14 protein-coding genes and 3 pseudogenes are annotated in these 13,932 nt (G+C 39.9%); 7 read left to right on the top strand and 10 right to left on the bottom strand.

Annotation, left to right across the window (positions count from 1 at the left end; genetic code table 11):
- Positions 1–104: 104 nt before the first annotated feature.
- A pseudogene (locus NLP_RS20940) lies at positions 105–474 on the top strand (cation diffusion facilitator family transporter); the annotation flags it as partial.
- 248 nt (positions 475–722) lie between these two features.
- Here NLP_RS20940 and NLP_RS20935 read toward each other — a convergent pair.
- The 7 genes from NLP_RS20935 to NLP_RS20905 all read right to left on the bottom strand — a co-directional run bounded on the left by NLP_RS20935 (position 723) and on the right by NLP_RS20905 (position 7,777).
- Positions 723–1,127 (bottom strand): response regulator, encoded by a 405-nt coding sequence (locus tag NLP_RS20935; RefSeq protein ID WP_104909958.1) that lies wholly within the window; start codon positions 1,125–1,127, stop codon positions 723–725.
- Between the two features lie 650 nt (positions 1,128–1,777).
- On the bottom strand, positions 1,778–3,400 hold the full coding sequence (gene guaA / locus NLP_RS20930; protein WP_104908068.1) for a glutamine-hydrolyzing GMP synthase: 1,623 nt from the start codon (positions 3,398–3,400) through the stop codon (positions 1,778–1,780).
- A 228-nt stretch (positions 3,401–3,628) separates the two neighbouring features.
- On the bottom strand, positions 3,629–4,741 hold the full coding sequence (cbiD, locus tag NLP_RS20925) for a cobalt-precorrin-5B (C(1))-methyltransferase CbiD (RefSeq protein WP_104908067.1): 1,113 nt from the start codon (positions 4,739–4,741) through the stop codon (positions 3,629–3,631).
- 38 nt (positions 4,742–4,779) lie between these two features.
- Positions 4,780–5,868, bottom strand: coding sequence for a hypothetical protein (locus NLP_RS20920; protein WP_158680484.1), 1,089 nt, complete (start codon positions 5,866–5,868; stop codon positions 4,780–4,782).
- Between the two features lie 254 nt (positions 5,869–6,122).
- Positions 6,123–6,419 (bottom strand): DUF7734 family protein, encoded by a 297-nt coding sequence (locus NLP_RS20915; protein WP_104908065.1) that lies wholly within the window; start codon positions 6,417–6,419, stop codon positions 6,123–6,125.
- 36 nt (positions 6,420–6,455) lie between these two features.
- Positions 6,456–7,052, bottom strand: coding sequence for a DUF3177 family protein (locus NLP_RS20910; protein ID WP_104908064.1), 597 nt, complete (start codon positions 7,050–7,052; stop codon positions 6,456–6,458).
- Between the two features lie 479 nt (positions 7,053–7,531).
- The gene (locus NLP_RS20905; RefSeq protein WP_104908063.1) at positions 7,532–7,777 is read right to left on the bottom strand and encodes a Calvin cycle protein CP12; all 246 of its coding nucleotides are present in this window, start codon (positions 7,775–7,777) and stop codon (positions 7,532–7,534) included.
- A gap of 373 nt (positions 7,778–8,150) precedes the next feature.
- On the opposite strand from NLP_RS20905, the gene NLP_RS20900 reads away from it, so the two are divergent.
- Positions 8,151–9,383: an FIST signal transduction protein gene (locus NLP_RS20900; RefSeq protein WP_104908062.1), complete on the top strand. Its 1,233-nt coding sequence runs from the start codon at positions 8,151–8,153 to the stop codon at positions 9,381–9,383.
- A gap of 240 nt (positions 9,384–9,623) precedes the next feature.
- Here NLP_RS20900 and NLP_RS20895 read toward each other — a convergent pair whose 3' ends face one another.
- The gene (locus NLP_RS20895; protein WP_104908050.1) at positions 9,624–9,857 is read right to left on the bottom strand and encodes a hypothetical protein; all 234 of its coding nucleotides are present in this window, start codon (positions 9,855–9,857) and stop codon (positions 9,624–9,626) included.
- Between the two features lie 543 nt (positions 9,858–10,400).
- Here NLP_RS20895 and holA point away from each other — a divergent pair.
- The 4 genes and pseudogenes from holA to NLP_RS35080 all read left to right on the top strand — a co-directional run.
- On the top strand, positions 10,401–10,952 hold the full coding sequence (holA, locus tag NLP_RS35090) for a DNA polymerase III subunit delta (protein ID WP_234017008.1): 552 nt from the start codon (positions 10,401–10,403) through the stop codon (positions 10,950–10,952).
- A 68-nt stretch (positions 10,953–11,020) separates the two neighbouring features.
- A complete protein-coding gene (locus NLP_RS35085; protein WP_234017007.1) occupies positions 11,021–11,356 on the top strand; it encodes a hypothetical protein in 336 nt (111 codons plus the stop codon).
- Positions 11,353–11,514, top strand: a complete 162-nt coding sequence (locus tag NLP_RS20885; RefSeq protein WP_234017006.1) for a hypothetical protein — start codon at positions 11,353–11,355, stop codon at positions 11,512–11,514. Before NLP_RS35085 ends, NLP_RS20885 begins: the two co-directional genes overlap by 4 nt.
- A pseudogene (locus NLP_RS35080) lies at positions 11,505–11,863 on the top strand (ISAs1 family transposase); the annotation flags it as partial. The gene NLP_RS20885 and the pseudogene NLP_RS35080, both read left to right, overlap by 10 nt.
- A gap of 104 nt (positions 11,864–11,967) precedes the next feature.
- Here NLP_RS35080 and NLP_RS33395 read toward each other — a convergent pair.
- A complete protein-coding gene (locus NLP_RS33395; protein ID WP_234017005.1) occupies positions 11,968–12,144 on the bottom strand; it encodes a hypothetical protein in 177 nt (58 codons plus the stop codon).
- A gap of 398 nt (positions 12,145–12,542) precedes the next feature.
- On the opposite strand from NLP_RS33395, the gene NLP_RS20875 reads away from it, so the two are divergent.
- Entirely contained in the window at positions 12,543–12,866 is a 324-nt protein-coding gene (locus tag NLP_RS20875) for an AprA-related methyltransferase (protein ID WP_104908061.1), read from the top strand.
- Between the two features lie 153 nt (positions 12,867–13,019).
- Here the strand turns inward: NLP_RS20875 and NLP_RS20870 are convergent.
- Positions 13,020–13,865, bottom strand: a pseudogene (locus NLP_RS20870) (transposase).
- Between the last annotated feature and the right edge of the window lie 67 nt (positions 13,866–13,932).

Here is a 13,932-nt window from a genome sequence, read left to right as displayed (position 1 = left end):
AACTTCTTGATAAGTAACACTGTGGTCAATATTATTGCACAAGCCGAAGCAAGTGTGAATGTCAAAACGCTCAATAACAATAGATTAAGTTAGGTTATCAATAGATGGATTTGGTGTTAGCTTTTCCTGTCGCCTTGTTGGTATTTTGGAGCGGCTGGTCAGTTTTAAAAGAGAATTTGCCTTGGCTTGTGGATCAAATGGCGATCGCACCAGAAGCAATACACGCAATCGCGACTTCTATTTCAGGTGTAATTAACTGTCATGCGATCGCTTCTCGTGGGGTTCTTGGTCGTCAAGTATTCATTGAAATACATCTAAGTAGTAGATGCATCAGATGTAGAAACAACCCATCACATCACCGAATAAGTAGAAAGCCGATTAGAAGAACGATTCCGTCCAGTGAGAATTTTAATTCACGTCGAGCCACCAGTATATAAATCTGAGCAAATTAGCTTTGAAACTGGAGGAAAGTAGTCTCAGCAATTCTAAATCACGCCTTATACTATGCTGGTTCCCCTTAAAAAGGCTGGTTTTAATTCCCTGATTAAAAAGGTGAGTTAGGGGGGAGCAAGCCTGAACCTAAGTATATTGTGTTATTGCCAACATTTTTTTCCCAAGCCAATACCTTACCAAAAGTGATGTTCTATAACCTTAATTTCTTTATTTAAAAATATGATCAGGAAAATAACAAATAACGACCGACAAATAACTGCATCTTTGTATTAACTCTTATAAGAAGCAACCAATTCTGCGACGATCGCAACTAGTTCTCCTGGATCGACAGGTTTAGCCACATGAGTCTGAAAACCCGCTTCCAGAGCACGGCTACGATACTCGCTATCACCATAAGCAGTTAAGGCGATCGCGGGAAGTTTTTCATAAATATCGGGCTTTAGTGCCCGGATCTTGCGGATAAGGGTGTAGCCATCTTCATCAGGCATAGCAATATCACAAATTAAGACATCTGGTTGCAACTCAGGTAATACTTTCAATGCTATCGCTGCCGATGCAACTGCCATTATGGTGGCTCCATCAGCTTCCAACACAGTAGTAATGTAAAAGCGGCTATCATCATCATCATCAACTACGAGGATGTTTAAGCCAGCAAGGGGAAGAGCAGGTTCCATAACATCTCCATTAACATTGATCGAATGATATATTTCCAATGAGCTGTTTGTTTTTTTCTTTGTCACCATACCATTGGTAATTTTACTGCGAGCGCGCCGATTTTCCTAGAAAATAACTCAATTTGTCTAGTTACCATCCAATTGATGCTTAATTATTCACTGGCATTTATAATTATCGACTGGATAAAATTATGTTAATGTTTAAATTCCTTTACATATCAAAATTAACTTTAACGAATAGTTTAAGTTCACTCAATAATCTTGCTAACTACTGACTGCTTTATTACTAACAGGTTTGGATTTGGATGGAGCTTGAAAAAAGTCAAAAAAATAGACAATGCCTAGTCTTAAAACGAGTCAGGTCGGCATTGTCATTTTTAAATCAATACAGTTTAGATAAGCTCAAAACCTAGATGTAGAGACGCAATGAATTGCGTCTTTCAAGACCAATTATCTACACCAATAACCCTTAACTCAAGCTTATTAAAACGGAGCCGAAGACGCTCCAGATCCAGTCAGAAATTAGGAGTCAGAAGTAATACACCTAACTATTAACTTGCAAACTGCTGTATGTGAATCTAAACTCCTGCAAGTAATCTGAACCGTAGTAAAGAGTAATCAGCTTTTAATTAAGTCAAATTAAAACTTGATTACTCCCATTCAATGGTTCCAGGCGGTTTAGAGGTGATATCATAAACCACCCGATTCACCCCTTTTACCTCATTTACAATTCGAGTAGAAATCACTTCCAGGACATCATAAGGCACTCTCGCCCAATCAGCAGTCATGCCATCTTCACTGGTAACAATCCGCAAAACAATGGGGTAGGCGTAAGTACGTTGATCTCCCATAACGCCAACACTACGAATTGGCAGCAATACAGCAAATGCTTGCCAGAAATCATGATACATACCGCGTTGGTTAATTTCTTGCCGCACAATCAAATCGGCATCGCGCAAAATATTTAACCGCTCAGATGTAACTTCCCCCAGAATACGAATTGCTAAACCAGGCCCAGGAAAAGGTTGCCGTTGAACAATTTCTTCTGGTAAACCAATGGAACGTCCAAGTTTACGGACTTCATCTTTAAATAGTTTCCGCAGTGGTTCCACTAATTTAAATCTTAGGTCTTTGGGCAAACCGCCAACATTGTGATGACTCTTAATTTTCACCGCTACCCGCTCACCACTTTGGGGATCAACGTTGGTGTCCGCAGATTCAATCACATCTGGATAAAGAGTTCCTTGAGCTAGATAGTCAAAGTGACCGAGGCGCTTGGATGTTTCCTCAAATACACTGATAAATTCGTGTCCGATGCGGCGGCGTTTTTCTTCAGGATCTGTAATCCCAGCAACTTTAGCCAAAAAGCGATCGCGGGCGTTAACATATTCAACAGGAATGTGAAACTGCTCTTGAAACAGCTTTACCAATCGCTCTGGCTCATATTTCCGCATAAAGCCTTGATCGATAAACACACAAGTCAGTTGCTCGCCAATTGCTTTGTATAGCAAGAAAGCCAAGGTAGAAGAATCCACTCCACCAGACAGCGCTAACAGCACCCGCTTATCGCCAACTCTGGCGCGAATTTCTCGAATTGCCTCTTCTACAAAAGCCGCTGTTGTCCAAGTAGGTTCGCAATCGCAGATATGGTAGACAAAATTACGGATTAATGCTATACCACCAAGAGAATGTACCACCTCTGGATGGAACTGAACGCCGTAAAGCTTCTTTTCGTGGTCAGCAATAGCAGCACAGGGAGTATTTTCTGTATGTGCTAGCAATTCAAACCCTGATGGCATTTGGATAACTGAGTCTCCATGACTCATCCACATGGTAGTGCCATCTTCAACATTAGTAAGCAAATCTGTGGGATCATCAATATATAATGAGGCTTTACCGTATTCACCTCGATCGGCCTTTGCCACTTCCCCACCAAGTTGGTTTACCATCAACTGCATCCCATAGCAAACACCCAAAATGGGTATTCCCAAATTCCATATTTCTGGGTCACAATGGGGAGCATTATCACCATAAACTGAACTTGGACCACCTGAGAGGATGATTCCCTTGGGATTGAGTTGGCGCAAATGTTCAGAAGTAGTGCGATAGGATAAAACTTCGGAGTATACTTGAGTTTCGCGGATGCGACGGGCAATCAGCTCAGAATATTGAGAGCCAAAATCCAGAATTACAATCAATTGGCGATCAAGCCGCCCAAAAGTTTCCAATGTTTGGGGCGCTTGTTCTGTTGGTAGAGTCACCGCTGTATTCATGACGGAAGTGTTATATCTGTTAAGGATAAATAGATGCTTTGTGGTCTATGGTGATGCTATTATCCAGCCTGGACAGGCTGATAATGGTATAGAAAGCCCTGACAAACGCGAGTTTACGTGCATTTGTCAAGTCCCGAAGTTGGAGATGGTATTAAAACGATAAATCTACCCTAGAGTGGTTACTTAAAGGATTATTTTTTTGGATTGTTTACGATTATTCATAATAAATTAACATAATTTTCCCATCAACAGACCAGCAGTTTTACTCTTCACGATAATTTTGCGATCGCGATCGAAGAGAATAGAGCCACAGACTGTTACTTTTTTGCCACTTTCGCTATGACTTTGGATGTATTCTTGGGCACGAACATCGATAGTTTCGGCGATCGCACTGTAAACTTTATTTACCCAATCACTACCAGTTTCAGCATCTAGCGATTTTAAGTGTGTTAGTGCTGCTTCAGCAGTTGCACTGTTAAACACAGCTTGGATATCTGGTGATTTTAAACCTGCGATCGCACAGTGCGCTGCCAAAATTTCCCGCCGTCCATCAGCCAAGTAGTGATGGGTGTGAAAAATCCCTCCAGCCAGTTTCATTAGCTTACCGTGATAGCCAAATAATAAGATTTCTTTTACACCCAGCACATCAGCTTCTACTAACATTGGGCCCAGCCAGTTAGCAGTTTTGACCAATTGTTCGGGATTAATCCCTAGTTTACGCGCCAAATCTAGGCCATTCTCGCCGATACAAAATACTAAACTCTCAAAACTACTGGCTTTATTTTGTAATTCCGCCCGAAAAACGGCAAGCTGATCTGGTGTACTTAAGGGTTGAGAAATACCGGTTGTGCCTAAAAGGGAAAGTCCTTCAACCACACCAAAGGCAGAATTTGAAGTTCTAACAGCAAGCGATCGCCCTTCAGGTAGAATAATCGTCACCGTGATTTTTTCCCCCGGTGCTAGCATTCGTTGCAAATTCTCTTGCAACAGCCTTTGAGCATAAGCATAAATAGCTGGCTTGTCATCAGCGTTTAATTGCCTACCAATCCCTTCCCCACCTTTAATAATTATTACCTCACCCTCTTCCCTCCATTCCACCAATGCCCAAATCGGTGTATCTTTGGTCAGGTCAAGATTATCACCAGGATCGCTGCGAGCGATCGCTAAAGCTGTATTCTCAGATAGTCCTGCTACCTGTTCAATGGGGATTTCTACGATTTGAGCGGGTTCAATCAAATCTATAGATGCTAAAGTTAGGGGTTTGCGATCGTGTAACCAGCGTAAAGCTGCAACAGCAGCAGCGCACGCAAATACCGGGAGTGTGTATCCAGAACGAGACATTTTTTAAGTTTAAAAGTCAAAATAATACTTCAAAAAACTTACTGTTCATACTGTGTAACTTTGTGAGAGAGATGACCATCCTCATCAAAGGTTGATTGATGACCACATACAGCACATAAATACTGTTTAAAGTTCCTGCCGCCAAACATAAACTTTTCCAGTTTTAGATATTTATCATTATGACAAGTTGCACATACAACATCACCTGAACTTCGTAAGTTCATTAACTGTTTTACATTGATTTGAAGCAGCTTCGCACCCACTTCTATAGCTTTAGAAACTGCTGTACACCAATCCAAAAAATCTTGCTCTTTAAAGAGCAAGCCACTCCATGAATTTTTGTGTAATCCTTTGTGTATCAAATATTTTTCTCCGCCATGAATGCTGCCATTTAGCTGTTGGTAAAGATCGGATATATCGTTGGATAAATTACTAGTAATCAGACCTAAAACAACTAATTTATTTAGGAGTCCGTTTTTTCCACGAAGTGCAGGAGTATGGTAATTATTAGACCGCCACTCATCAAATTCATTGGGCTGATTACAAAAATGCACTGGTAGAACCGCGTTCTCTAAGAAACCGCGAAGTATTTGGAATGATTGTTTGTAATAAAACCGGGCAGCCATATCCACTGATGCATCTATATCTGTACGTGCTTCAAGCAAATGGGCTTGTGAGAAGAAGGCACTTTCAGCGAGTACATTGCTACAAAGGTTATCCCAAGCAATAAGATATTTCAGTGTTCTTCCAAAGCTTACATTGGAAAAGAAATATTCTGGGTTAATTAGTTTGTACGTTTCAGCGGCAGCAGGCGTAGGAAGCGCATTCACAGCATATTTAGTAAATTGTTCAGCGAAATCACAACTTTCTTCAATCCCTCTTTCAAGTTTCTGTTCAGTTATGTAGTGTCTAAAATGTTCACCAGAGACAGAGATATCACCACTTTCACTAAGAAGAAGACTAGATTCGTTGTAAAGCTCATTTAAAAATACAACTAAATCACCATTGGCAAAAGATGAATCTAGTGATTCATCAGAAAAGTTGAGGAGTGAAATTGCTTTGGACGGAATTACATCTGTAGAAAGAGTAATTACCATGTATTGAGATAATATTCTACGTTTGCTCAAGATGATCTCCAACAGCTACATATACGAAACTTTCCAGATAACTACCCCATACAGGGTATTTGTACAGAATATTTATTAATAACACGCCTTTTCGGACATGATCTCGAAATTTTCCGCACAACTGCCCAATTCAGCATAATATCCCGCAATAATGCTCACAGTGGGTCATCGAACAGCCCGTCGTAGATATTGCTCCATCAACAATCTGAAAGTCAGCCTTTCCGCAAAATTACTAATTCATAATTCGTAATTAGTCAAACACCTACTTCTAATAATAAAGCTTCCATAGCTTCCCAAGAGAGTCCTTGTTGAATATAACGGGGTACTTCAGGATTGTAAGGACTCGCTACTCGGTCAATGTTGAGGATGTTTGCCCCATCTGGTAGAACTGGTACATCTGCATCAAATGCCGTTGGGCGCATCAAAGAACTGGAAAAGCCTTTGAAAATAGCAATTGTATCTTGCTCATCGGCAATTTCCACCGTTACAATTAGGACTTCTTTGGTGCGTTTAGCGGTGTATTGTTCCAGTCGCTTGCCAATGGAATTCATTTTTTTAAGAGTAAGGGTAAGGTGGTGCAGCGACGGTTACTGTGGTGTGGCTGAACGTCCCTGTTTGCCCAGCTTAATCAAAACAAAATAGCTCAAGTAAAGCACATAAATTACTAAACTAGTTATGCCAAGAAAACCTAAGAACTCAGCCTTGCTGTTAGCATGAAAATATTCTTTGAATAGTAACGGAGCCTCGAACCAGACACTACAATAGGGAGTCTTTAGCATATTGCCAGAAAAAGCACAACGCAAAAAAGGGATAAAGGCTAGTGTGCCCAAAAAACAATAAACAGTTGTCGCCCAGCGCCAAGAGGTAAAAATAAATTTCAAAGTTCCACTGGTTTGATACTCAATTTCATCGTTGATATCCACCCAGAACCACAGCGAAATCGGGATCAAAATCTGAGCTATCAACCCAGAGATAAAGCTAACTGGATACTGGGCAATCATTAAGTAAATCGTGATTGCTACCAAGCTTGATACTCGCCAGTATATAGCCAATAAGCGTTGTATGCCTTCCGCTTTTTGTACAAATGCCCAAATTAGAAGAATTAGCGGAATAATTACCAGGAATAATACTGCCAGTCGGTAATCAATCCAGACGAAAGGTCGAAACCAAATATTATAGTCCATATTTTTTCTCAAACAATAGATAAAAAGAAGTCAGGAGTCCGAATAAATAAAGTGGGATTTTATACCACTACCTGATTGTAGACTGCTAAATAAGGCAGGGGTATTAAACCCTTTTATTCAGGAGTCAGTCGGACTCCAATTCATCCTGAATTCTTCTTGATAATAGTTTATTGAACCTCGTATGACTAGAAGTCACGAGTATTACAAAAAATTTATAGGGGCGTACAGATGTACGCCCCTACTGCCAATTAATTTATTATTTAATTTATGAAAATCGCAACTTATCCCTTTGGAAGAAGCCTATTGATTCAAATAAGGAATTTATTTTTTGTTTCCACGACTAAAATCGAGGGCTTTAAATAAAACGCTTGCGAGTGGAGGATATTGGTGAGTTTCCGCGTCCCCCACTCTAGGCGTATTCTTTGGTCAATTCTGGTTGTTTGCTAACCAAACAACAGAAAATCCAGTTACCTCAATTTCTAGTCATCGTAAACCCGGCACTCAATGGCATCTGGGTTGTCATCACAATACTGTTCTAGAGAGTTTTTTGGCTTGCTTTGGCGCTTATGCGAAGCTTCGGCTTGCAATTCTTCTACTGCATCCCAAGCAGCAGCACACTCTGGTGAGTTGCTACCGTTAGTATCACAGACAGTACGCGCTTGTTCCACTTCTTCTTGGATTTTCTCTTGGATGTCGCCTTTTGCTGTTTCTTGGATGTTGGTCATTGCTTTAGTCTCGTTGTGTGTTGTTAATACTAGTATAGAAAATGTTCAGAAATGGCAGTTTTTCGCTTAATTACTAACCATTCTAACCATGTAGCCGATCATAAGTTAGTGTTTTAGCCTATTGATTTATAACCAATACGGCAAGCTACCCTATCTATAATGCATTTACCTTTATTTTTTAAGATTTTGTGGAATTAGTAGCATAGATAAATAATCATACAATATATTTAGATGCCTATATTAGGGAATGACAACCCCAACTTCTTGGGATGGAGGAGATAAAAGGCTGGCATCAATTCTTGTAAGATGCAATTCTTCCCAAAATAAAAAGTCAAAATCTACTAGCCTAAAAAGAGAAAGAAGCTCAAAACTCATGGCAGACCAAATGCAGTGGGCAAATGCCCTATCAACCCGTCATTCTCTGGAAGCCGCTGTTACAGATGTGGTAGAACGAGCTGTTTCATCATTAACAGCACCTGCGGATCTAGGACTGGTATTCATTTCGTCTGCTTTTACGAGTGAGTATTCCCGACTGTTACCCTTGTTGGCTGAAAAACTTTCTGTGCCTGTGCTAATTGGCTGTAGTGGTGGAGGTGTGATTGGGACGACAGTTAGCGGAGAAACCCAAGAATTGGAAGCGGAACCAGCTATTAGCTTGACTTTAGCACACCTTCCAGAAGTGAAGATTCAAGTTTTTCATGTTGTTGCTGAAGAATTACCTGACTTAGACAGTTCACCAGATGCTTGGCTTGATTTGATCGGTGTGCCACCATCACCGACACCGCAGTTCATTTTGTTATCTAGTTCTTTCGCCTCTGGAATCAACGATTTGTTGCAGGGGCTAGATTTTGCTTATCCAGGATCGACGATCGTGGGGGGACAGGCTAGTGGTGGAGGTATGGGTGGTCGTGTTGCCCTTTTTTGTAACGATACTAACGGTGAGGAACAGCAAAACTTGTATCGTGAGGGCACTGTTGGTATAGCTTTGACTGGCAATATTGTTTTGGAAACGATTGTCGCCCAAGGATGCCGACCGATTGGCAAGCCATTGCAAGTCACAAAAGCCGATCGCAATATTATTCTAGAGTTAGATGAGCAAGTGCCTCTGGTGGTGTTACGAGATTTGATTGCTAGTCTCAGCGAACAAGAACGCATTTTAGCACAGCACTCTCTGTTTGTTGGTGTAGCAATGGATGGATTTAAGCTGGCTTTGCAGCAAGGAGACTTTTTAATTCGTGGTATTCTTGGAGTCGATCCAAATGCTGGGGCGATCGCAATTGGCGATCGCGTCCGTCCTGGTCAAAGGCTGCAATTCCATCTACGCGATGCCCAAGCCTCCGCTGAAGACCTAGAATTACTCCTGCAAAGTTATCAACACCAGCGAGAATCTGAACCCTCTGCCGTAGCTGCCTTGATGTTTTCCTGTCTGGGACGAGGTGAAGGACTCTATGGTAAACCCAACTTCGATTCTGAACTATTTCAGCGCTACCTTAACGATATTCCTGTTGGTGGCTTTTTCTGTGGCGGTGAAATCGGCCCTGTTGGTGGCAGAACCTTTTTACACGCCTACACTTCAGCATTTGGAATTTGTCGCCAAAATCAGTAATCAGTAATCAGTGCTGAGTACTGAGTGATGAGTATTGAATTACCTTCTAACTTCTAACTCTAGCCCTGTCAAGGTGACTTTTTTGGAGTCGCCAAAAGTTTGGCAGTCGAGACATGTGGATGTTGAGGGTCATACTTGGGAGGGTCTTTCTTCTTCTTTGAAGCACGGATATGTTTGAGAAAAGACTTCAAACGAACCCTCGAAGCCAAATCTTGGAGAATAAAAGCAAGCTGTTCAAGTTCAAAATCGGCAAATACATTCCAATGCTGCGGAGCGATGTCTACGACGGGCTACGCCTACGCAATCTATCAAACTTGCCAGTGGGATGGCTGTTTCTCTTAAAATCGCCGAACTAACTGTAGTTTCGACTCCATTTAATTTGTCGTAAACAGCCGTGCTAAGATTCATTTCTTCGGCTTTTAGGCGATAGGCTGCGCGGACTGATGGGTGAATCCCGCATACTACTAAACTCATTAGTTCCACAATCCTGGAAAAAAGTAGTTCTCGCGTGTACTGGGATGAAGCGTTTTCCTCAAATATTTGATTGATTGTATAAGAGCGCGAATACTCTTTCCATAAGCCCTCGAACCATTAGACTTATTGGACTCTCTTTGACAAAACGCTCAAATATTGCACCCAGCATTCACCATATCCTCCGCTACTTTTTCCTTTGCGATCGCATGGCATTATTATCCGGCTATTTGTCACCTTCACAGGGCTAGGGTAAACTCCAAAGTCAACTCGTTCCCGAGCAGGACTTTTCACTTTTTTTAAATCGTCTACGTTCCTCACTTCAAGTCATCTCCTGTTCTATGTAATCTACAATTCGCTGATTTACACTCTGAAACAATTTTCGCGTTGGCTTCAATTCCCATTTTGCTTTCAAGAAATCAAGGAAACTAGTATGGTAGATGCTATAACAAAGTTCTGTTTCAATTACTTGCTGTCTCAAATACTCACGCTACTTTTCCTCCAATACGAATAACGCCTGATAACTAAATGTTTATCTAATCTATCATGAGTGTATATCTATACTACGGCGAAAATAGCTACTTACTCAATCAAAGAACTGATTATTTAGTGAATCAAAATGTTCATCCAGAATGGAAAGTTTTCAATTACGTCAAGCTATTTGGAGATGAGAAAAATATTGCTGCAAAAGTCTTTACCGAGGTGATGACTTTGCCCTTTGGAGAGGGTAACAAAATTATTCATACAAACAGCGACTCTCTAATTGGAAGTTTATTAAATGAAGATAATAACCAAGAACTTGAAAATCACTTTTCCCGAATACCTTCAAGCAACATTCTACTAATTACTGGTAATAAAAAGCCAGATTCGCGCAAGACAGTAGTAAAAACTATCCTAAAATATGCCCAACAAGAAGAGTTTCCCCTACTTTCTAGTTGGGATAAAAAGGGGATAGTTAACTTGATAGGAAAGTATGCAGCCATACATCAAGTTAAACTCACGCCAGATGTCACTAATTATCTAGCCGAAGCAATTGGCAATAACACTGCACGAGCCGCGAATTCGCTAAACTTGCTGTTTATGCAAGTGGAAAAATAATCTCTGTTGAGGAAGTAAAACAGCTCGTTGGTAATCATAATACTGACTACCTAAAGCTTACTATTGCTATGTTAAGGAATCATCCAAATTTGGCAGTAGTGCAGGTATCTAAACTACTAAATAATAATGAACACCCGCTGAAAATAGTAGCAACACTTACCTCTATTTTCCGCACTTGGTTAATAACCAAAGCTGGGGTAGAAACTAAATTATCTGATACTAAGATTGCAGACATAGCCGAACTGAAAAACCCCAAAAGATTGTATTACCTCAAAGAGGAAGTCAAGTTTGTAGGCGTTCAAAAGCTTAAAAACAGCCTTACTTTACTTGTACAACTCGAAGCCGAACTCAAAAGCGGAGTTGACAACCTAACCAGTCGAATTGCTGAAATTTCTACGATATGAAAAACAACCCATTTACAGAAATCACCCGACAGCATACCGCCAAACTTCTCCTGACTGAAGCAATCGAACAGAATAAAATTGCTCCTGCATACCTATTTAGCAGTCAAGTTGAGGGAGTAGGGAAAGGAAAAACCGCTCTGGCGATTTTTTGGGAATAGAAGACCCAGGAATAGACCGCACTAAACGACACAATTTAATTGATATCATGACGATTGCTATCTGTGCAGTGATTTGTGGGGCAGATGGTTGGGTGGGAATAGAGACTTGAGCTTAGTGCGAAGTATGAATGGTTAAAAACATTTTTAGAACTCCCGAATGGCATTCCGTCACACGATACATTTGCACGGGTATTTGCATAAAATTTATCCCCAGCAGTTCCAGTCATGTTTTCTTGATTGGATGAAATCCATAACTAAGATAACTAATGGTGAAGTTGTCGCACTTGACGGGAAAACCTTACGTGGTTCTTACGATAAAAGTAGCGATCAAAGCGCAATGCAATTGTTATGATCACACCCCGTATTACCTCAACCATCCCCGCAATTACCCCAGTAAAAAGTATTGTAATTGTGCAGTCTTGGTCGATAACAAGGTATGTCAAATAGGGTTAATTACACATTTGCTTTGCTGTAAAATTTTTGATCGCAGCTTTTACAGATGAGATACATGAAGTGATTATTCCAGGCGATCGCACCTCTAAAACTAGAATGCGATCGCCTTTCAAGTTCGGTATGGTCTGAATAGTGAAATTTTGCATACTTTTGAATAATAGTGATAATTATTCTCATAATCAGGATTGCCAATATTTAGACCCTGGCAGGGACTACTATGAGCAAAAATATAACGAGCAAGTCCTCAAAAATCTCAGGAACAAAGCTCATACTCAAGGTCTTGAACTTGTGCCAATTTCTCCAGCTACGCCAAATAATCCATCCTCTCAAATCCTTGCTAAATAAGCTTTAGGCAAAGTGTTTCTTTAAAGAGCGATAATTACTGCTCAATGGCATTAAAAGCTATAACCCTTATTCTCGGTAGCTTAGAGCTTTTCTTAATGCCATTCAGTACAGAGTATATTAAATTTAACTATATACAGATATGTGAATTTTTCGTGAGGTAATTATCAATTTTCATGTTAGTGTACTTACATAATAATCATAGTATGAAAAGCTTGTACTGATTAGACAGTATGACTCGTAGCCCAGGTAGAAAAATGGTAGAAAAAGGCCACTTTGAGCTATGGCCGATTTTTAAAAATCACATTCTGTCAATTTTTAATGCTCCGAACGTCAAGGAGCAACCCAGAGTGATTGTTGAACTCGGCTGCGGTAATGGTCTACTGCTACAACATATCTACTTATGGATTCAAGAATATAGTCTTTGCGGTAATGTCCTGGATGAACATGATCTGACACTAATTGGTATTGAGCAATGCCCGGATTTAATTCGGACTGCAACTCGTAACCTTGCAGATATCCCATCTGCTGATGTCATTTCAATAGACCCATCCTAAAACTTACAAGCAAGTATTTACAAGGCTTTGAGACCAATCCTTGCAGATTCTATGTTAACGTAACAATTAGGGTTTGATACCGTTAATGATAGTTTAGAGGAGAAAAATAGAGGTTCACAGTTTTATGCGATCGCTAATTTTTATTAATGTTAATTAGCTGCGTAAAACTAAAGTACCAATTCGTAGTCTAATCAGACCGCAAACTGTTAAAATTATTTCTTGATAAACATTCGAGTTCAGTTTAAATCTTTGTGAAGTTATTTGAAAGATTCTCATGAGTCTGATTAAATGTTCAATAAATATACGTTTGCTTGATAGAATTTTGTTTTCGGTTTTTTGTTGCTCAGTTAATTGCTGGTTTCTTTTTTTCTTCTGAGGAGTTGTAATGTTTTTACCACCTTGATATCCTTTATCTCCTTGAAATTTTTGTTCAGAATCAAATTTTTTCTGTTATTCTCTAAATAAATTGATGTCTGATATTGGACTAAGAAATCCTACTGCTACATCAATAATATCTTTCCCATCTGGCAAACCTACTAATTGGCTTTTTAAAGTATGCTGTTTTTTCTTGCCTGAATAAAACTTTTTTTGCTTTTCATTATCAGATGGTCTATCAATAGGCTGTTCTAGGCTATCTACTAAGAGTTGAAAATTCGTCAATATTTCTTGTACAATCATCAAATCTCCTTCTTTTTCCTGAATCTGTTTTAGTAAACTTGATGGGAGAATTACCCGGATAATTTTTCTCCAGTAATGAAAAGTAACATGAGCTTCGCTTTTAGATACACCAAACAACATTCCTAATATTTCAAAGGTGGGTATTTGTCTCAAATAAAACAGACATAGACATATTTGCTGTGAAATTGATAATATTTCTTTCCGTCCTCCTCCAGGATAATTAATCCTTATTTTTTGCGTTTCTTTTTCCTTCTGGATTTTGAGATGTTCTTTGAAAGCGGACTCAAGTAGAGCTTGAAACTGCTCGTGACTAATACCCAAAATCTGTTTTGTTCTCTCCGGGTATTTTTGGATATAATCAAAGACAATACACATTTTAAATCAGAGT

The organism is Nostoc sp. 'Lobaria pulmonaria (5183) cyanobiont' (assembly GCF_002949795.1).
GTDB lineage: Bacteria > Cyanobacteriota > Cyanobacteriia > Cyanobacteriales > Nostocaceae > Nostoc.
Note: the sequence above shows the minus strand (reverse complement) of the source record. Positions and strands in the feature narration are given on the sequence as shown.

Bases quoted from the DNA above. Each gene is read 5' to 3' on its own strand.
- NLP_RS20895 (WP_104908050.1), bottom strand. From the start codon at position 9,857: ATGAGTTTAGTAGTATGCGGGATTCACCCATCAGTCCGCGCAGCCTAT.
- NLP_RS20935 (WP_104909958.1), bottom strand. From the start codon at position 1,127: ATGGAACCTGCTCTTCCCCTTGCTGGCTTAAACATCCTCGTAGTTGAT.
- NLP_RS20915 (WP_104908065.1), bottom strand. From the start codon at position 6,419: ATGAATTCCATTGGCAAGCGACTGGAACAATACACCGCTAAACGCACC.
- holA (WP_234017008.1), top strand. From the start codon at position 10,401: ATGAGTGTATATCTATACTACGGCGAAAATAGCTACTTACTCAATCAA.
- NLP_RS35085 (WP_234017007.1), top strand. From the start codon at position 11,021: ATGTTAAGGAATCATCCAAATTTGGCAGTAGTGCAGGTATCTAAACTA.
- NLP_RS20910 (WP_104908064.1), bottom strand. From the start codon at position 7,052: ATGGACTATAATATTTGGTTTCGACCTTTCGTCTGGATTGATTACCGA.
- NLP_RS20900 (WP_104908062.1), top strand. From the start codon at position 8,151: ATGGCAGACCAAATGCAGTGGGCAAATGCCCTATCAACCCGTCATTCT.
- cbiD (WP_104908067.1), bottom strand. From the start codon at position 4,741: ATGTCTCGTTCTGGATACACACTCCCGGTATTTGCGTGCGCTGCTGCT.
- NLP_RS20875 (WP_104908061.1), top strand. From the start codon at position 12,543: ATGACTCGTAGCCCAGGTAGAAAAATGGTAGAAAAAGGCCACTTTGAG.
- NLP_RS20905 (WP_104908063.1), bottom strand. From the start codon at position 7,777: ATGACCAACATCCAAGAAACAGCAAAAGGCGACATCCAAGAGAAAATC.
- NLP_RS33395 (WP_234017005.1), bottom strand. From the start codon at position 12,144: ATGAGAATAATTATCACTATTATTCAAAAGTATGCAAAATTTCACTAT.
- NLP_RS20885 (WP_234017006.1), top strand. From the start codon at position 11,353: ATGAAAAACAACCCATTTACAGAAATCACCCGACAGCATACCGCCAAA.
- guaA (WP_104908068.1), bottom strand. From the start codon at position 3,400: ATGAATACAGCGGTGACTCTACCAACAGAACAAGCGCCCCAAACATTG.